16 protein-coding genes are annotated in these 18,836 nt (G+C 40.5%); 13 read left to right on the top strand and 3 right to left on the bottom strand.

Annotated features, from left to right (window positions below; translation table 11 throughout):
- Positions 1-75 precede the first annotated feature (75 nt).
- From PSF42_RS08445 to iolB, 9 genes are all read left to right on the top strand, one after another.
- Positions 76-1,587, top strand: a complete 1,512-nt coding sequence (locus PSF42_RS08445) for a CoA-acylating methylmalonate-semialdehyde dehydrogenase (protein ID WP_125891461.1) — start codon at positions 76-78, stop codon at positions 1,585-1,587.
- A 12-nt stretch (positions 1,588-1,599) separates the two neighbouring features.
- Complete coding sequence (gene iolD, locus PSF42_RS08450) at positions 1,600-3,537, top strand: 3D-(3,5/4)-trihydroxycyclohexane-1,2-dione acylhydrolase (decyclizing) (RefSeq protein ID WP_125891460.1); 1,938 nt, start codon at positions 1,600-1,602, stop codon at positions 3,535-3,537.
- Positions 3,538-4,109: 572 nt separating this feature from the next.
- Complete coding sequence (gene iolG / locus PSF42_RS08455) at positions 4,110-5,096, top strand: inositol 2-dehydrogenase (RefSeq protein ID WP_272679834.1); 987 nt, start codon at positions 4,110-4,112, stop codon at positions 5,094-5,096.
- 385 nt (positions 5,097-5,481) lie between these two features.
- The gene (locus PSF42_RS08460; RefSeq protein ID WP_125891458.1) at positions 5,482-6,888 is read left to right on the top strand and encodes a sugar porter family MFS transporter; all 1,407 of its coding nucleotides are present in this window, start codon (positions 5,482-5,484) and stop codon (positions 6,886-6,888) included.
- Positions 6,889-6,942: 54 nt separating this feature from the next.
- Positions 6,943-7,371, top strand: coding sequence for a PTS sugar transporter subunit IIA (locus PSF42_RS08465; RefSeq protein ID WP_125891457.1), 429 nt, complete (start codon positions 6,943-6,945; stop codon positions 7,369-7,371).
- 314 nt (positions 7,372-7,685) lie between these two features.
- Positions 7,686-8,819, top strand: a complete 1,134-nt coding sequence (locus PSF42_RS08470) for a Gfo/Idh/MocA family protein (protein ID WP_213914173.1) — start codon at positions 7,686-7,688, stop codon at positions 8,817-8,819.
- A 25-nt stretch (positions 8,820-8,844) separates the two neighbouring features.
- Entirely contained in the window at positions 8,845-10,749 is a 1,905-nt protein-coding gene (locus PSF42_RS08475; RefSeq protein WP_125891455.1) for a bifunctional 5-dehydro-2-deoxygluconokinase/5-dehydro-2-deoxyphosphogluconate aldolase, read from the top strand.
- A 30-nt stretch (positions 10,750-10,779) separates the two neighbouring features.
- The gene (gene iolE, locus PSF42_RS08480; protein WP_213914174.1) at positions 10,780-11,673 is read left to right on the top strand and encodes a myo-inosose-2 dehydratase; all 894 of its coding nucleotides are present in this window, start codon (positions 10,780-10,782) and stop codon (positions 11,671-11,673) included.
- Between the two features lie 148 nt (positions 11,674-11,821).
- Positions 11,822-12,652 carry a 5-deoxy-glucuronate isomerase gene (iolB, locus tag PSF42_RS08485; RefSeq protein WP_125891453.1) on the top strand — a complete coding sequence of 277 codons (831 nt, stop codon included), beginning with the start codon at positions 11,822-11,824 and terminating at the stop codon, positions 12,650-12,652.
- Between the two features lie 104 nt (positions 12,653-12,756).
- Here iolB and PSF42_RS08490 read toward each other — a convergent pair whose 3' ends face one another.
- Positions 12,757-13,398 (bottom strand): NAD(P)-dependent oxidoreductase, encoded by a 642-nt coding sequence (locus tag PSF42_RS08490; protein ID WP_272679835.1) that lies wholly within the window; start codon positions 13,396-13,398, stop codon positions 12,757-12,759.
- A gap of 137 nt (positions 13,399-13,535) precedes the next feature.
- Entirely contained in the window at positions 13,536-14,504 is a 969-nt protein-coding gene (locus tag PSF42_RS08495) for an FUSC family protein (RefSeq protein ID WP_125891451.1), read from the bottom strand.
- Positions 14,505-14,714: 210 nt separating this feature from the next.
- Here PSF42_RS08495 and PSF42_RS08500 point away from each other — a divergent pair, with 210 nt between their 5' ends.
- Entirely contained in the window at positions 14,715-15,335 is a 621-nt protein-coding gene (locus tag PSF42_RS08500; RefSeq protein ID WP_125891450.1) for a malonate decarboxylase holo-ACP synthase, read from the top strand.
- Positions 15,336-15,475: 140 nt separating this feature from the next.
- Here PSF42_RS08500 and PSF42_RS08505 read toward each other — a convergent pair whose 3' ends face one another.
- Positions 15,476-16,105 carry a glutathione S-transferase family protein gene (locus PSF42_RS08505; RefSeq protein WP_213914176.1) on the bottom strand — a complete coding sequence of 210 codons (630 nt, stop codon included), beginning with the start codon at positions 16,103-16,105 and terminating at the stop codon, positions 15,476-15,478.
- A 380-nt stretch (positions 16,106-16,485) separates the two neighbouring features.
- Here PSF42_RS08505 and PSF42_RS08510 point away from each other — a divergent pair, with 380 nt between their 5' ends.
- The 3 genes from PSF42_RS08510 to PSF42_RS08520 all read left to right on the top strand — a co-directional run bounded on the left by PSF42_RS08510 (position 16,486) and on the right by PSF42_RS08520 (position 18,725).
- The gene (locus PSF42_RS08510; RefSeq protein WP_125891448.1) at positions 16,486-17,043 is read left to right on the top strand and encodes a cytochrome b; all 558 of its coding nucleotides are present in this window, start codon (positions 16,486-16,488) and stop codon (positions 17,041-17,043) included.
- 13 nt (positions 17,044-17,056) lie between these two features.
- Entirely contained in the window at positions 17,057-17,635 is a 579-nt protein-coding gene (locus tag PSF42_RS08515) for a YceI family protein (RefSeq protein WP_125891447.1), read from the top strand.
- A gap of 316 nt (positions 17,636-17,951) precedes the next feature.
- Complete coding sequence (locus PSF42_RS08520) at positions 17,952-18,725, top strand: topoisomerase IV (RefSeq protein WP_272679836.1); 774 nt, start codon at positions 17,952-17,954, stop codon at positions 18,723-18,725.
- The last annotated feature ends 111 nt before the right edge of the window (positions 18,726-18,836 follow it).

An 18,836-nucleotide genomic window follows, 5' to 3' on the forward strand; every position in this document is an offset into this window, starting at 1 on the left:
TTTTAGTTGTAAATGAAACAAATATTTCATATACATTGAGTAACTAGGTAACTCTGTCAGCTAAAGAGAGGCAACATGGAACAGATTCATAATTTCATTGGTGGTGAAATAGTATCCAGCAAAAGTGGGCGCTTTGCACCGGTATTCAACCCGGCAACGGGTGAGCAAATTGCACAGGTGGCACTGAGTAGCGCGGATGAAACAAAAAAAGCCATCGAGATTGCGCATAAAGCATTTCCTAAGTGGTCAAAACTTTCCCCGTTAAAACGTTCTCGGATTTTATTTAAATTTAAAGCGTTGCTTGAAGAAAATATGGATGAACTAGCACGTTTAATTTCAAGAGAACACGGTAAAGTTTTTTCTGATGCGGTCGGAGAATTAACCCGAGGATTGGAAGTCGTTGAATTTGCATGCGGTATTCCTCATTTACAAAAAGGTGAACACTCTGCGAATGTTGCGACAGGGGTTGATAGCCACTCATTAATGCAACCTCTGGGGGTATGTGCGGGAATTACACCATTTAATTTCCCCGCTATGGTCCCTATGTGGATGTTCCCAGTGGCTATTGCGACAGGCAATACCTTTGTTTTAAAACCTTCAGAAAAAGACCCTTCTTTAGCGTTAGCGCTAGCTAAGCTATTAAAAGAAGCGGGTTTGCCTGATGGGGTATTTAATGTTGTCCAAGGGGACAAAGAATCCGTTGATGTTCTCTTAACTGCACCAGAAGTTCAAGCCGTTAGTTTTGTTGGCTCAACGCCGATTGCTGAATATATTTACACAACGGCATCCGCTCATGGTAAACGTTGCCAAGCACTCGGTGGAGCGAAAAACCATTGTATCTTAATGCCTGATGCGGATATGGGGCAGGCAGCGAATGCTATCATGGGGGCGGCATTTGGTGCGGCAGGTGAACGTTGTATGGCATTATCCGTCGTCTTAGCTGTCGGTGATGAAACGGCAGATGCGCTCATTGCTAACCTGAAAGGTCAAATTGCTAAAATGTCCGTTGGCCCGGGTATTACGGAAGGCAAAGAAAATGATATGGGGCCGGTTATTTCATCGCAGCATAAAGCTAAAATTTGTGACTATATTACTAGCGGTGAAAAGCAAGGCGCGACATTATTGGTCGATGGTCGCGATTTTAAAGTGACAGGCTTCGAAAATGGGTATTTTGTAGGGCCAACATTATTTGATAATGTCACCCCTGAAATGGACATTTATAAAGAAGAAATTTTTGGACCTGTATTAGCGGTGGTACGTGTCCCTGACTTCGGAACCGGTTTGAAACTGATTAACCAACACGAATATGGTAATGGAACGGCTATTTTCACTCGTGATGGCGAAACGGCTCGTGAATTCCAAGAAAATGTCCAAGCAGGAATGGTCGGGATCAACATACCCATCCCAGTCCCAATGGCATTCCACAGCTTTGGTGGGTGGAAACGGTCTATTTTTGGCCCATTAAATGTACATGGAAATGACGGTGTTCGCTTCTATACTCGCATGAAAACAGTCACGAGCCGTTGGCCTGCCAGTGTTCGCTTAGAGCACCATGAAAGTAGTTTCACAATGCCAACCATGGAATAAACGGAGACCCGTATGAATAAGCAGAAAATGACAACAGCTCAAGCGTTGGTTAAATTTCTAAACCAACAATATATTGATGTTGATGGTGAGCAGTATCCGTTTATTCAGGGAGTATTTACGATTTTTGGCCATGGTAATGTTGTGGGTTTAGGTCAGGCGCTTGAAGAAGCGCCTGGCCATCTACGCGTTTATCAAGGGTGTAATGAGCAAGGCATGGCGCATATTGCGACAGGCTTTGCAAAGCAAAAAAAACGTAAACAAATTTTTGCGGTTACATCCTCTGTTGGCCCAGGTGCCGCGAATATGATCACCGCTGCGGCCACGGCGACAGCCAATCGTATCCCATTATTATTGCTACCAGGAGACACTTTTGCGACTCGCCAGCCCGATCCTGTATTGCAGCAAGTTGAACAGTATGGGGATGGAACAATAAGCACAAATGATTGTTTTCGTCCGGTTTCACGTTATTGGGATCGGATCTCGCGGCCGGAACAACTGATGGCCGCGATGGTCAATGCTATGCGAGTACTCACTGACCCAGCAGATACAGGGGCTGTAACAGTCTGTTTACCGCAAGATGTGCAAGGTGAAGCATGGGATTACCCTGACTACTTTTTTGAAAAACGAGTCCATCGTATTGAGCGTCGACCGCCAACCACGATAAGCATCGAAGAAGCGGTGAGTCTGATCCGCAGTAAGAAAAAACCCCTTCTGGTCTGTGGTGGTGGTGTGCGTTATTCCGAAGCGCATGATGCCTTTTTGCAATTTGCGGAAGATTACGGCATTCCATTTGGCGAAACTCAAGCAGGCAAAAGTGCCATCATTGCCAGCCACCCATTAAATATGGGGGGAATTGGGACGACAGGCGGGCTAGCTGCAAACTTGTTGGCTAAAGAAGCGGACTTAGTCATTGGTGTCGGCACCCGTTTTACTGACTTTACGACAGCATCTAAGTCGTTGTTTAGCCATCCAAATGTTAAATTCTTAAATATCAACGTTGCAGAGTTTGATGCTAGTAAGTTGGATGCATTGAAAGTGGTTGCTGATGCGAAGGAAGCTTTGCAAGCGATTGATATAAAAATGAAAGACTCCCATTACCAAACTCAGTGGGGGATGGAAATCCAACAGGCTAAGCAACAATGGAAAAATGAACTGGATCGTTTGTTTAGTATTCAGTACCGACCATTGGATTTTGTACCTGAAATTGCAGGTCAGCTTGATGATAAACTTGACGAATACAGTAAAACATTAGGTACGGAACTGGCTCAAACTCGGGTATTGGGTTTAATGCAGCAATACATGGAAGATGATGCAATTATTGTAGGAGCCGCAGGTTCACTACCGGGGGATCTACAGCGTATTTGGTTACCAAAACAACGAGATACATACCATCTTGAATATGGTTATTCATGCATGGGGTACGAAATTGCCGCCGCAGTTGGGGCTAAAATCGCGGCGCCGAAACAACCTGTTTATGCGATGGTCGGAGACGGCTCTTACTTGATGCTACACAGTGAATTACAAACTGCGATTCAGGAAAATATTAAGATCACCATCTTATTGTTTGATAATGCAGGATTTGGTTGTATTAATAACCTGCAAATGAGTCAAGGTATGGGGAGTTTCGGCACAGAAAACCGTTATAGAAACCCACAGACAGGCTTAATGGATGGGCCGTTAGTGAAGGTGGATTTTGCTAAAAATGCGGAAAGCTACGGTTGTAAAAGTTATCGGGTACATGATGAGAAACAATTGATTGCAGCACTGGAAGATGCTAAGTCCCATTCAGGCTGTGTATTGATTGATATTAAAGTACTTCCTAAAACAATGACCGATGGTTATGAGGCATGGTGGCGGACAGGAACAGCACAAGTTTCTAAAAAGCCACAGATAGTTGCTTCCGCTGAGAAAATTAAAGAGATGGTTGAGCATAAAGTTCGTCTTTATTAATCAAGGTATTGTGGTAGTGCTCTATATTATCGAAATAACTCGACGGTGTTTTGCCGTCGAGGGATGTTTTTCGTGTCAGATGTTACTCGTAGGGTTGTTACTGGAAATTTAGTAGGGATTGTTTTGGTATTCATTTACAGAGTGGTTACCACTTGTCGTTCTACATAGCCATGTTTTAAGTTGTATGGGAGACGGCTAGCCAGCATCTGCTGCTGGCATACAGATCGAATTATTTGGATTATTAACCCAGCTTTAGCTGGGTTTTTTTATGGTTTTTATGGTTTAAAAACAATGTTATTGAAATAATTGTTTTATTTATTAAAGCATGAAGAAATAAAAAAGAGTCACTGGAAAACTAATGTGCCATGGAGCACAGACTTTATTGTTAAATAGTGGCCGCTTGCATTGTCAATTTGTGATCTAAATAACACTAAAAATACACTTTAATATAACATTTGTTAGCTAGAGCCCAAAAATATAATTTCCAAAAAATTATAAATTGAAATGAACGTTTTATTTGGTATATTCCGTAATATCCAAATAGTGGATTTAAGGTATCAAGGAGCATTTGAATGTTCAATATAGCACTATTCGGCGCAGGACGTATCGGACAGGTTCATGCTGTTAATATTGCCGGCCATAAAGAAACTCAACTTTATTCTGTCATCGATCCTTATCAACCCAATGCGGTTGCCTTGGCTGAAAAGTACCAAGCAAAAGTACAGACAACAGAAGAAGCGATGCAAGACCCTAATGTACAGGGTGTTTTAATTGCTTCAGCCACAGATACACACGCTGATTTAATCGAACTCGCAGCAAAACATAAAAAAGTGATTTTTTGCGAAAAACCAGTTCACCTTGATCTTGAACGTGTGAAGCAGTGTTTAAAAAGCGTGAAAGAACATAATGTTCCATTGTTTATTGGTTTTAACCGTCGTTATGATCCTCAATTTCGCCACTTGAAAAACTTATTCCAACAAGGTGCGATTGGTAAAGCAGAATCTTTAATTATCACGTCTCGTGATCCGTCACCACCACCGGCAGATTATGTCAAAGTATCGGGTGGTATGTTCAGAGATATGACGATTCATGATTTTGATATGGCGCGTTTTATGATTGGCGAAGAGCCTTGCTCTGTCTACGCACAAGGCAGCAATGTTGTTGACCCTGCTATCGGGCAAGCAGGTGATATTGATACCGCGTTTATTATCTTAACATTCCCATCTGGTGCGATGGCGACCATCTCGAACAGCCGTCGTTCGGGTTATGGCTATGATCAACGGATTGAATTACATGGTGAAAAAGGCTTATTAACGGCTGGTAATATTAAAGAGAATAGTGTTGCGTTGTTAAGTGAAGTTGGATGCTTATCCGCCAAGCCAGAGTATTTCTTCTTGCAACGTTACCATGAAGCATACAAAGCAGAGTGGCAGCATTTTGTTGATATCTTAGCAGGCCGTGCAGAGTCTGAAACGACAGGTATTGATGGCGAACTAGCTCTGTATCTCGCAGACAAAGCGCTGGAATCATTAAAAACAGGTAAAGAAGTCAAATTGTAATTCATACGGTGAATGCTATTTAGCTTGTTTATAAAATTGCGGTTAAGAATCTATTTTTGGCCGCAATATAAAATATATTCATTTATAAATGAATATATAAAATATAGACCTTACATTTTATTTAATACTCTTTGGGCTTTCAATATTCCGAGATTAATTGGAGCTTTTTACAATCTTACTTTCTTTAATTTAACTGATGTATTTGTCGTTTTACATTTGCGAAAACGATTTTCAATAAATTGATAGATCAGGCCTAAAGCTAGCAAAGTAGCGATTCAAATAGAGTGCCAGAAACCTCTTTCATTATTTAATATTGAGCATTTATTTAAATATTTAAAAATTGTTTCTTGGTAAGACATAATGATTCAAATAATAAGGTAATAATATGTCATTAATCATGAATCTCAATCAACAACAGAGAAAAAGGTTGCATCAAATAACCTTAGTTGCAACCTTTGGTGGATTATTATTTGGTTATGATACAGGCGTCATTAATGGTGCGTTCTCATCACTGAAAGAAAACATGGGCTTAACACCAACCACGGAGGGGCTGGTAATGAGTGTCCTGCTCGTGGGGGCAGCATTAGGCAGTGTTTGTGGTGGTCGTATCGCTGACTTTATTGGGCGCCGTACTTATTTGCTTTATCTCTCATTTCTGTTTTTATTTGGGGCATTTTTATCTGCGGCTGCACCAAATATTGAAGTTCTTCTTATTGCACGGTTTATATTGGGCTTTGCTGTTGGTGGGGCCTCGGTGACGGCACCGACATTTATTTCTGAAGTTGCCCCAACTGAAATGCGGGGAAAACTCACTGGACTAAATGAAGTTGCCATTGTTATCGGACAGCTAGCGGCATTTGCGATTAATGCGATTATTGGTTCTATTTGGGGTCACCTTCCTGATGTCTGGCGTTATATGCTGTTGGTACAAGCAGTCCCCGCATTTTGCCTGCTATTTGGTATGTGGAAAGCACCTGAAAGCCCACGTTGGTTAATGAGTAAAAACCGTCGTGAAGAAGCCTTGAAAATACTGAAGCAAATTCGTCCTGAAAAACGTGCAATTCAAGAATATGAAGATATCGTGACGTTATTAGATGTTGAAGCTGCGGAAGCTAAACGTCATCCGAATGCCAATAAACAAAATTTAGCGTTAATTTTTAACACGCCTTGGATTTTTAAATTGGTATTAATTGGGATGGTGTGGGCGGCATTACAGCAAACGACTGGGGTTAACGTTATTATGTATTATGGCACAGAAATTCTCAAAACAGCGGGTTTTTCTGAGCAAACCTCTTTAGTTTTCAACGTATTAAATGGTGTTTTTTCTGTCGGTGGTATGGTGATAGGGGTGTTATTCCTTGTCGACAGATTTAAGCGTAAGACACTGATAGTTGGTGGTTTTGCACTAATGGCATCGTTACATTTATTAATTGCAGCAGCAGACTACTTCTTAACCGGGGATATTAAAGCCACATTAATTTGGTTACTTGGCGCGGTATTTGTAGGGGTTATGCAAGGAACGATGGGCTTTTTAACTTGGGTGGTACTTGCAGAGCTATTTCCACTTAAAATCCGTGGGTTATCCATGGGGATCTCGGTCTTCTTTATGTGGATTATGAATGCGATTGTGAGTTATTTATTCCCTGTGTTACAAGCTGAACTTGGTTTAGGCCCAGTATTCTTAATATTTGCGGTAATAAACTACTTAGCTATCATTTTTGTTGTGAAGTTATTACCAGAAACATCAAACAAATCATTAGAACAATTAGAAGAAGAACTCTCATCAATGTAATTATTAATTATTGGTGGTGTGAATATACCTAATTAACTTAATCGAGGGTTGGATATGATAGAACAACTGACCACAAGTAATTTGCATTTAGGTTGCCAAGCAAGAAATAAAGCTGAAGTATTAAAAATGGTGGGTACGGAATTTAAAAATAAAGGCTATGTTGATAGAGATTGTGTCCATTTCCTAATGGAAAGAGAACAACAAATATCAACATTCTTGGGGAATGGTATTACGTTGCCACATCTCCCTAAGTCAGCTAATGATATTATCTTGCATACTGGTGTTGAAATTTTTCAATTCCCTGATGGTGTTATATGGGATAGAACCAATGTGATGTTTATCGCAATCGGTGTGATTGCAAAATCAAGGGAACATATTGATGTCCTTAGGGAAATAGCGTTGATTTTCAGTGACGAATTTATTGCAAATGCATTGTCTCTAACCTCTAGTAAAGAAGAGTTTTTAAGTATTCTTCATCGTTAGTTTTGATTTTGAAGGGAGTATGGGATTTTTGTCAGATCCCATACTCAATAAATTTCATTTTTAGTTATTCTATTTCATTTTATTCCGCTTTATTACGCCTCTATTGTTTTCTACTCCTCTGAATTGAATGTTTATTTTCTTATAAATTAACTAATTACATCAAAAGTTAACGTTAGATCACATAATGAAATTAATATTTCCAATGATATTGAAAGTGAAACGAATGTTCCGTATAACATGATTATTGAAATAAAATCTGGAACGAATATTGGGCCAGCCATTGCACTACAGGAAATGAGCGAGAGGTAGAACAGATGAAAGAGATCCGTATCGGGATGATAGGTACTGGCTATATAGGGCGAGCTCATGCCATTGCTTATGCACAAGCACCAACCGTTTTTCCATTGCAGGGGAAATTGGTTCGCGAAATGATTGCAGAAATTACCCCTGAGCTAGCACAAACCCGAGCGCAGGAAATGGGTTTTAACCGTGCTACAGATGATTGGCGCAAATTAGTTGCAGATCCAAATATTGATGTAGTGGATATTTGTTCGCCTAATTTCCTGCACAAAGAAATGGCAATGGAAGCTATCAAGCATGGTAAACATGTTTATTGTGAGAAACCATTAGCACTTAACTCTGAAGATGCAAAGGAGATGGTTGAAGCGGCTAAAAAGGCCGGTGTCTTAACCTTAGTAGGGTTTAACTACATGAAAAACCCCACTTCGCAACTTGCGAAAGAAATCATTGCTAATGGTGAAATCGGCGAAGTTATCCATTTTTATGGTACCCATAATGAAGATTATATGGCTGACCCTAATGCGCCAATTCACTGGCACTGTTTTAAAGCAAAAGCGGGGCTCGGTGCGCTGGGGGATTTGTCTGCGCACATTATTAATATGGCGCAATTCCTCGTAGGAGACATTGAAACCGTCTGTGGTGATATGGATATCGTGATTAAACAGCGCCCAGAAAAAGCAGGGTCATCGGTGATGGTTCCTGTGGAAAACGAAGATCAGGCCCATGCGATGGTACGCTTTGCCGGTGGTGCGATGGGGGTTATCGAAACATCCCGTATTGCTGCAGGCCGTAAAATGGGGCTGACCTATGTGGTGACAGGTACCAAAGGAACGCTGTCTTTCACCCAAGAGAGAATGGCAGAGCTAAAGCTCTATCGCCATGATGAACCAAGCAACCGCCAAGGTTTCAAAACAATATTCGTGGGACCAGAGCACCCAGACTATGCACCATTCTGTAATGCTGCGGGTCATGGTATTGGTTTTAATGATCAAAAAACGGTCGAAATACGCGATTTAATTGATGGTGTTGCAACAGGCAAACCCATGTGGCCTGACTTTGAAGAAGGCTGGAAAGTCTCGCGTATTTTAGATGCCATTGAACGCTCATATGAAGAGCAGCGCTGGGTTAAAGTAAAAGAAATCAATTAATTCTGTTGTAGTTAAGGGGTAATTAATGGATAAGCAGAAGAAGTTAGATGTTATCTGTATGGGCCGTATTGCCGTTGACCTGTACGGACAACAGATAGGTTCTCGTTTAGAAGATATGAGCTCGTTTGCTAAATATTTAGGGGGCTCTTCAGGAAACGTTGCATTCGGCACTGCAATACAAGGGTTGAAATCATCGATGCTTGCCCGTGTGGGGGATGAACACATGGGGCGCTTTTTACGTGAGGAATTGCAGCGTGTAGGCTGTGATACCAGCCATCTTATTACGGACAAAGACAGATTAACTGCATTAGTTATCTTAGGGATTAAAGATCAGGATACTTTCCCATTAATTTTCTATCGTGATAACTGCGCGGATATGGCAATTACGCCTGACGACTTTACTGAAGAATATATTGCATCTGCGCGCTGTTTGGCAATTACAGGAACGCATTTATCGAACCCGAAAACGCGTGCGGCAGTATTGAAAGCACTGGAATATGCTAAACGTAATAACGTCAAAACAGCGATTGATATCGATTATCGCCCTGTCTTATGGGGGCTGACCTCACTGGGTGATGGTGAAACGCGCTTTATTGCTTCCGATAGCGTCACGCAACAACTGCAAGACGTGTTATCGATGTTCGATTTGATTGTCGGGACAGAAGAAGAGTTTCATATTGCTGGCGGGACAACGGATACGGTACAAGCACTCAAGAACATTCGCCAATTAACGGATGCGGAACTGGTGTGTAAACGCGGTTCTCTTGGCTGCTCCGTATTCAGCGGGGCGATCCCAGAAACGTTGGACGAAGGGATCACGGTTCATGGTGTGCGAGTTGAAGTTCTTAACGTATTAGGTGCTGGCGATGCATTTATGTCTGGTCTACTGCGTGGTTATTTAAACGGTGATGGTTGGGAAAAAGCCTGCGCCTACGCGAATGCTTGTGGGGCTTTAGTGGTTTCGCGCCATGGCTGTGCGCCTGCAATGCCAACAAAAATCGAGTTAGATAATTACCTTGAGCGTGCTGCGGCAGTACCGCGCCCAGATCTCGACCCAATGCTAAATCATCTACACCGTGTGACTTCACGGAGTACACAATGGAATGAACTTTGTGTTATGGCATTCGACCATCGTATTCAATTCGTTGATATGGCTCGTAATGCAGGTGTTGATATTTCCTGTATCCCTTATCTGAAAAAATTGATTTTCCGTGCCAGCAGTGAAGTGGCTGAAGAAGCGAATTTACAAGGTAAAGCTGGGCTACTTTGCGACAGTACCTTTGGTCAAGACGTATTGAATGATGTGACTGGACGTGGCTGGTGGATTGGCCGTCCAATTGAGCTGCCTGCATCAAGACCATTGTGTTTAGAGCACGGAAACATTGGTTCTCAACTGATTAGCTGGCCAAAAGAACATATTGTGAAATGTTTGGTCTTCTTCCATCCAGAAGACAACCACCCACTGCGCTTAGAGCAAGAAAAAACAGTTCAGGAAGTGTATAGCGCTTGTTGCCAATCAGGGCATGAATTACTACTCGAAGTGATATTGCCTGCGGATATGGAACGTAATGATGAGCTGTATTTACGCGCAATCAAACGCTTCTATAACTTAGGTATCAAACCAGATTGGTGGAAATTACCGCCACTGCAAGCGGAAAACTGGGATGCGGTTGATCAATTAATTCAAGAACGTGACCCATATTGCCGTGGTGTTGTGTTATTAGGGCTTGATGCACCGCAAGCAGAACTGCAAGCAGGTTTCAATGCAGCCGCTGGGAAATCAATCGTCAAAGGATTTGCCGTTGGTCGTACTTTATTTGGTAAGCCTTCGTTGGAGTGGATGAAAGGTGAAATCAATGACGATGAGCTGGTGCAGAAAATTAAAACCAATTACTTAAACCTGATAGCCCTATGGCGTCAGCGTAAATAATATTACTTTTACCTACACAGGAGCTTCATCATGGCAATCCAACTTGGTATTAATCCGTTGACATGGACGAATGATGATTTACCCACTTTAGGGGCAGAAACATCTCTAGAAACATGTTTAACTGAAGGCCGTCAAGCAGGTTTTGCTGGTTTTGAATTAGGTAATAAATTTCCACGTAAAGCGGAGATTCTAGGGCCGATTTTAAAACAGCATGACTTACAACTGGTTTCAGGCTGGTATTCGGGAGAACTATTATCTCGCAGTGTGGAAGAAGAAATTGAAGCGGTACAAGAACACTTAGCGTTACTGCGTGATTTAGGCGCTAAAGTGATGGTTTTCGCGGAAGTGACGCATTGCATTCATGGAGACCAAAACAAACCGGTTCATATGCGTCCATTGTTCCCTGCGGATCAATGGGAAGAATACGGTAAGAAGCTGACTGAATTTGCGAAATATACCTTATCTCAAGGGGTTAAAATCGCCTATCACCACCATATGGGAACCGTGATCGAGTCAGCTGAAGATGTTGATAACTTAATGAAGCACACGGGTGATGAAGTCGGTTTATTGCTAGATACTGGTCACTTGACCTTTGCTGGCGCAGATCCTGTTGAAGTGGCGAAACGCTGGGCAAAACGCATTAACCACGTGCATTGCAAAGATGTTCGAGCGGATGTCCTAAAAGATGTTAAAAACCGTAAAACAAGCTTCTTAGATGCGGTATTAGCAGGGGTGTTCACCGTACCTGGTGATGGCTGCGTTAACTACCCTGAAGTGTTTAAGGTATTGAAAAATAGCCAATATGAAAATGGTTGGTTAGTGGTTGAAGCAGAGCAAGACCCTGCAATTGCGCATCCGCTGACGTATGCAACGCTAGGCTACAATAATTTGCATAAGTTAGCGAAAGAAGCGGGCTTGATCTAAATCGTCGTCATGTTTCAGTTTGTGGCCTTGTTGGCTTCGTTCACCGACCTTAGCCGCCTAGCCACAAACTGAATTATTTACTTGATGAAACGGTTATTGACTGAAAAGAATTACCTATCTAGAACCTAAAAAGTGTCAGAGGAAAGTTATGTCAAAATTATTGTCGAAATATCATGCTCCAGATGCACATAAGCGTACTCAGCATATCACTCCACAAATCGCTAACTGGGGTTATGTTCACTTTGATGTGTATGAACTAAAGCAAGGTGAGTCTATTTCCTTACCCGCTTCTGAAAATGAAATGTGCTTAGTTTTAGTGGCAGGTAAAGCGACGATTAAAACACCTGCTCAAACGTTTGAAAATATTGGCGACCGTATGGATCCTTTCGAACGTAAAAAACCTTACGCAGTGTATGTGACCGCCCAAGAATTTGCTGAGGTCACCGCCGATACTGACCTTGAACTGGCTGTTTGCAGCGCCAAAGGAAAGGGCACTTATCCAACACGTTTAATCGGGCCGGATGATATTGGTGCAGAGCAGCGTGGCCACGGTTACAACAAGCGCTATGTACATAACATTCTGCCGGATGATAAAGCGGCAGACAGCTTGTTGGTTGTAGAGGTCTTTACCGATGAGGGCTGCACCAGTTCTTATCCAAGCCACAAACATGACACCGATAATGAACCCAATGAAACTTATCTAGAAGAGACTTATTATCACCGGTTAAATCCATCTCAAGGTTTTTGTATGCAGCGTGTTTACACTGACGACCGCGAGTTAGATGAGTGTATGGCGGTGTACAACAAAGATGTTGTTATGGTGCCAAAAGGGTACCATCCAATGGCGACAGTGGCTGGCTATGATAACTATTACCTTAATGTAATGGCCGGACCAACACGTAAATGGTTATTTACGTGGGAAAAAGACCATAACTGGGTAAATAGTGAGACCTATGCCGCTAAGCATCGTGAAAAGTAAGTCAGTTGCGAAGAAAGCCAGCGATAAGTGAATAAAATAAGTTAAACACCAAATCTGTTATCTATTTTGCCGGTAAATATTTACCGGCTTTTTTCGGTCAAAATTTAGTATGCTGCGGTAAATTGTTGGCGAATAAACTGAGAATTATTCACTTCATCAAGAATAGCCACCGCAAAGTCTTCAACTGAGATTTTAGCGGGAGTATGACCATTCATTAATAACTGGTTTCCACCAAGACGGAAGGTTTCTGTTCTTTCCCCTTCTTCAAGCATTGCCGCAGGGGAGGCGTAGGTCCAATCCAGTGAATCGATGGATTGTAACTGGTTTTTAAACTCCCGCATTGCTTGGGCTCCAGGTTTAATTTCAGCGGGGAATTCAGGGGAGTCAATGAGATCAACGTTGGGGGCGATTTTAAGGCTACCTGCACCACCTATGACGATAAACCGTTTTACCATCGACTTTTGTACCGCGAGCAAAATGGCTTGGTTACCAGCCACGGTATCTTGATACAAATTCGGATTTTGCCAGCCGCCATTAAACGCGCTGATGACGATATCCTGTCCTTTAAGCCGAGAAGTTAACCATGGAATATCGGTAATATCACCCACAGCAGTGATTAAGTGAGCATGTTGAGATAATTGATTGCTATGGCGGGAAATCGCCGTCACTTGGTGGTGCCGAAGTAACGCTTCAGCGACTAATGCTTTGCCGACAAAACCTGTTGCGCCAATAATTGATATTTTCATCTTCAGTTCCCCTTTGCTCGAATATTGCACTCAAGAATAATGATACTGATAGGGCTAGGTTTTAGGACGTATGCTTTCTCCAATTTATTCTTTTTTGAGTATAGAACAGACGTTCTGATTGGGGAATATACTTGAATTTATTTCGTTTCTCTAAATAACTTTAAAATAATACTCGTCATAATGGCGATAGATCCCCCTAAGGCAGTTTCAAGGACGCGGTCAAACAAGAGTTCATAAGTAGGATGGCGCCAATATATAACAAGCTCAAGAATAGACAAAATTAAGCTTGTCACAACAAATGTCATAAACGTATATCCGTGATGAAAACTCATCGGCATTAGAAAGGCAAACACCACGACCGCAATTAAACCGATGTATGGCATAAATGGTAGATTAAACAAAAAATATAGTAATAAGACAGAAATAAGGCTGCCTAAGACCCTCTGCAAAGTAATTTTAACGATACTTTGTGATTTTGGATTCAATACAAAAACGAAGGTCAGTAATGTCCAATAAAAGTGGCCTAAATCTATGCTGCGTGGTATGGCAAGTGTGAGTAATAGCCCAAAAGTATAAATCATTGAACGTGGAATAATATTTTTTCTTAGCGTAAACAAATTTTGTTCAACCAAAGCACTCGTAATTACACTGTGACGAGTCATTTTATGGCTAAGGATATAATACGTAATTAATGTGACTCCACTACCAATAATAAAACCCAGCGCTAAGCTCTTGGATATATCCGGTAAAATGGTCCCAATTGTCGACATAATAATCATAAATTTCATGGTTAAATCCATCGCGGGATCCGTGCCATACAATTGGTAATAAATGAACGAAAAAATGGCGAGGTAAATATAATATGCAGTACCGAGACGTAAGGTATCACCAATAAAAATAGCCACTAAAATCATTAACAAACAACCAGCCGTGTAGGCATAGTTTTTATATTCTTTTGCCGCATTAAATAAATTGAATGAGTACAGTGTAGAGAACGTTGCCCACATTGCGGCTTGTGCATCTAAAATCACAAAAGCGGTTGCGGCACTAAAAAACATACAACTGGTAAAAATAATGCCATCGTGGATAGCGGGAAACGTTCTCATAATGCGATGCTCATAAAAAGATATCTAACTTGTTAATTAATAAGGTAATTAAATAATATGTGACATGATATTTCAAGGTGATAACTCAGTATTTATGACAAGCAACCACTAAATGACATTAGTAAAATTGTTGGGTGCGATATTCTGTTTTTATGTGACAAAAAAGGCATAATAGGGAAGAGCAGTCGTAGCAATCATAAAGGTAATAAAATGCAAATAATTAATCCGCATGATTTTGTTTGGGTTGGTAATAATGAAGACGTTGCGCTAGATACACTTCCAGAATGGGTCGCCTCACAGTGGAACAATAAACTCCCTCTGACCGTTTATCGAGATAAAGCAGAAAATAATAAACTCACAGTTGCTATCCGAGGCATAAAACCGCATCAACGAGTGACAACTCAGATTGAAAAATCGGCGATCACGCACATTATGAATATTGAGTCATTGGTTGCTAATTCTGTTGAATTACAACGTTCTATGTTTATTGCATTACCACCAGTTCAAGTTTTATGGATAATTTCACAAACTAAATGGCCTTGGCATTGGGGGGTTGCAGGCAGTTGTGCCTACACATTAGCGACAGATATTCAAAGTATGCTGTCAGACTGCGACCTTGATGTGGTCATTCGCTGTCCACACCCTCAAGAAAAAGAAGATTTTGCTGAGTTTGCTATTAAGGCTAATACGCCATATTGTCCAATTGATATTCATATCGAAACCCCGAAAGGAGGGTTTTCATTAGCAGAGTGGTTTAAAAATGAACAAGTTACATTACATACACCACTTGGCGATGTGATGACGTCAGACCCTTGGGATGAAAAGTTATAGGCAGCGATTTGCCTGCTAAACAACCAAACGTGGCTTGAATTGCCAGCAAACTGGTTAAATATTAATTTTGATGTTCGAGCAGGTGATTTTTTTCTCATCAAATAATAAGGAGGCACATAATGCCTCCTTATTCGTCCATTTCAATGCTCAATATTTGGTTCTTGTAAGCCGGCTTCATGCCACTCTTTCATTGCGGGTAAAACTAAAATTCGGTCAACCCATTGTTTAGCTGCTGGGCTTACCGGTAAGTGATAACTACGAATTCGGAAGGCAACGGGTGCAAAAAAGGCATCAACAGCCGTAAATTCGCGGCCTGCAAGCCAAGGACCACCAAATTGGTTCAACCCATCTTGCCATAATGTCTGCAATCGGTTTAAGTCAGTTTGTAATTCAATTGAAATATTATCAAGAGGTGAATGATGAGCGCCATTCATTGGACATTGCTGGCGCAAGGTACCAAAACCGGAATGCATTTCTGCACTTGCACTACGCGCCCACGCTCTGGCTTTTCGCTCTTTTGGCCAGACTTGTGGATAATCTTCTGCAACATATTCGCAAATGGCTAAAGAATCCCATACTGTTTGTTTTTCATCGATTAAACAAGGAACTAAACCGGTAGGAGAAAAACGACTGAATTTTTCATGGCTATTTTTGCCATTTTCAAATAAACACACATTTTCTTCAAACGGGATTTGTAATACCTTTAATAAAACCCACGGGCGCAGTGACCATGAAGAATAATTTTTATTCGCTATCCAAAGTTTATACATAGTATTTAACCTGTCAGTCGATTCACAATGTTAAAAGAAAGGATACCAATTTATGGTGGAAAAGGCCGAGCTACAAACGTTATTTTGTCGATAATAACGTATATCTATTAAGTATAAGTTAGATTTAATTGGAATTAATAAATAATTAGCTAAGTATTTAGTTACGACCATTTACAAAAGTGGAAGAAACTTTATTTAACTTTTATAATGAAAACTGGACAAAATCAAATAGTAATCTATTTTTCATTATGTTGATCGTATTTGAATATCTTCAACAAAATATTTGTTTAACTTTGGGATAGGAATAAAATTAATTTCACCTTATGATTATTACGGCTTAGTTAATAAAATATTACCTTCTTCTTTAAATGGTTTTTATCATGCAATGGAAAAATAATGCAAGCCGCTATGGGCATATCTCTTTGCTCGTACATTGGCTGGTCGCAATTGTCGTATATGGAATGTTCGCTTTAGGTTTATGGATGGTGACACTAGGCTATTATGATAGTTGGTATCACCAAGCTCCTGAGATACATAAAAGTATAGGAATATTATTATTTATTGTTATGGCATTTCGTGTGATTTGGCGATTTATTTCACCGCCGCCGAAGCCATTAGAAAGCTACAGTAAATTAACGAAAGCTAGCTCTATTATTGTTCAAATTCTGATTTATATTATTTTATTCAGTATTTTGATCAGCGGTTACTTAATCTCAACCGCTGATGGGCAGCCTATCAGTGTATTTGGTTGGTTTGATGTGCCTGCACTATTTACGGGTGCTGCAACACAAGCGGATACCGCAGGTGAGGTCCATTTATATTTAGCTTGGGCAGTGGTTTTATTATCAGTGTTGCATGCTTTTGCAGCTTTTAAACATCACTTTTTTGATCGTGATATTACATTAAAAAGAATGTTGGGTTTTAACCCCGATAAGTAACGTGGAGATAATTATGTTGAAGAAAACGGTTCTTGGTCTGGCTACTGGTGCACTTTTTTTAACGGCTGGTTCAGCATTAGCAGAAACTTACCAATTTGATAAGCAAGGCCAACACGCGTTTATTGAATTTCGTATTCAGCATTTAGGCTATAGCTGGGTATATGGTAGCTTTAAAGACTTTGATGGGACTTTTACTTATGATGCAAAAGATCCATCAAAAGATAAAGTTGAAGTGACTATTAAGACTGGCAGCATTGATACTAACCATGCAGAGCGTGATAAACATTTACGCGGTGGTGATTTCTTAAATGCAGCAAAATTCCCTGAAGCGAAATTCGTTTCAACAGAAGTGAAGAAAGACGGTGATGTTTACAAAATTACCGGTGATTTCACATTAAATGGAGTCACGAAACCAATTACCTTAGATGCTAAATTAATGGGTGAAGGTAAAGATCCTTGGGGTGGATACCGTGCAGGCTTTGAAGCTCAAGGTAATATCAAACTGAAAGAATTTAACATCAAATCTGATTTGGGCCCTAAATCTCAAGAAGCAGAATTGTTGATTTCAGTTGAAGGTGTTCAAGTTAAATAAGATTTTTGCCATAAAAAACCTTCTGGCTCTTGAGTCCTGAAGGTTTTTTATATCCAACGTATTATTAATTGCCTCTTTGTGGCAAATTCCCTCGTCTTAACCTCGCAATTTCCCTTATTCCTATAGCTAGATGACTTTGATACAAGCTAAAATAAACATTATCACTTTTTATAGGTCAATTCATGGAGTAACACTCTAGATACGCGAAGATTAGCGTTTTTAGATGCCATGACATTATATGCATTAGTTTTGCAATATATAATCAGCTTGAAAGTGTTTGTGGGGAACCGTTTTACCAAGAAAAGGCAGGGTAACTTTGAATACAAATAACTCACGTAAAACCGCATTAATTGTTAGTATTATTTTTATTGCATTTGCATTCGGTTTTTATTGGCTAAGCAAAGATAACAATGTGTTATCTACAGAAAATAACAGTGCCATTCATTCAGAAGCACTTGCTCAAGTTGAAAAAGAACTGCCGGTTATCGCGACGGTTAGGAAAATAAGCCCTGAAACCTATCAAAGCTTTGAGCACCTAATTACACAATATGACCCAACTAATGAAGATTTACGCCGTCAACTATTTGATCAGGTTGTTGGCAATGTCATGAAGTTAGTACTCGAACGAATGGAATATGCCTCTGATGATTCCGTGATTAATTTTACTAGCAGAGTGAATGATTACTTGAAAATCTTATTGGAAGAAGATCCAACAGGGAAAACATGTTTTTATTCATTATTTCCGCACCTAAGGGAAACTGCAGAAATTATTCCTCCGCAGAAAAGCCAAGCTGTTTTGTTGAAACAAATTCAGGCAACCAATGAACTCTTAATTTCAAGTGAGGCTGGTGTTAAACAGGCATTGATGTCCCCGAAAGAGTATTCGGATGAGTTAACGCAACTCGCTAGCGGGCTTTCTGCAAAGTATGGTGCAGATACTGCAATCCTCGGGAATTTAGAGGCAGGGAAAAAGTCTCCTGCATTAGCTTGCCGTATTTCTATCAGTTTTTATGATGAAATATTATCTATTCCAGATAATTCGAAGAAGGCCGCATTGTTGCGTTCTTTATTTTCATCAGTAAACAATTAACTCTTTTTAGCAAAATGGCACGGGGTAATGTGGGTGCCATTTTGTGTCATTAAGTATTATATTTCATTGTGTTAATCGAAGTTATTTTTAATACATTGTTCTTTTGAGCAT

Origin of the sequence: Providencia sp. PROV032 (assembly GCF_028484875.1) — a bacterium.
In the GTDB taxonomy this organism is placed as follows: domain Bacteria; phylum Pseudomonadota; class Gammaproteobacteria; order Enterobacterales; family Enterobacteriaceae; genus Providencia; species Providencia rettgeri_E.

Coding starts and splice junctions, on each gene's coding strand:
- PSF42_RS08490 (WP_272679835.1), bottom strand. CDS start 13,398: ATGAAAATATCAATTATTGGCGCAACAGGTTTTGTCGGCAAAGCATTA.
- PSF42_RS08515 (WP_125891447.1), top strand. CDS start 17,057: ATGTTGAAGAAAACGGTTCTTGGTCTGGCTACTGGTGCACTTTTTTTA.
- PSF42_RS08500 (WP_125891450.1), top strand. CDS start 14,715: ATGCAAATAATTAATCCGCATGATTTTGTTTGGGTTGGTAATAATGAA.
- iolG (WP_272679834.1), top strand. CDS start 4,110: ATGTTCAATATAGCACTATTCGGCGCAGGACGTATCGGACAGGTTCAT.
- PSF42_RS08465 (WP_125891457.1), top strand. CDS start 6,943: ATGATAGAACAACTGACCACAAGTAATTTGCATTTAGGTTGCCAAGCA.
- iolE (WP_213914174.1), top strand. CDS start 10,780: ATGGCAATCCAACTTGGTATTAATCCGTTGACATGGACGAATGATGAT.
- PSF42_RS08505 (WP_213914176.1), bottom strand. CDS start 16,105: ATGTATAAACTTTGGATAGCGAATAAAAATTATTCTTCATGGTCACTG.
- PSF42_RS08470 (WP_213914173.1), top strand. CDS start 7,686: ATGAAAGAGATCCGTATCGGGATGATAGGTACTGGCTATATAGGGCGA.
- iolB (WP_125891453.1), top strand. CDS start 11,822: ATGTCAAAATTATTGTCGAAATATCATGCTCCAGATGCACATAAGCGT.
- PSF42_RS08510 (WP_125891448.1), top strand. CDS start 16,486: ATGCAATGGAAAAATAATGCAAGCCGCTATGGGCATATCTCTTTGCTC.
- iolD (WP_125891460.1), top strand. CDS start 1,600: ATGAATAAGCAGAAAATGACAACAGCTCAAGCGTTGGTTAAATTTCTA.
- PSF42_RS08495 (WP_125891451.1), bottom strand. CDS start 14,504: ATGAGAACGTTTCCCGCTATCCACGATGGCATTATTTTTACCAGTTGT.
- PSF42_RS08460 (WP_125891458.1), top strand. CDS start 5,482: ATGTCATTAATCATGAATCTCAATCAACAACAGAGAAAAAGGTTGCAT.
- PSF42_RS08445 (WP_125891461.1), top strand. CDS start 76: ATGGAACAGATTCATAATTTCATTGGTGGTGAAATAGTATCCAGCAAA.
- PSF42_RS08475 (WP_125891455.1), top strand. CDS start 8,845: ATGGATAAGCAGAAGAAGTTAGATGTTATCTGTATGGGCCGTATTGCC.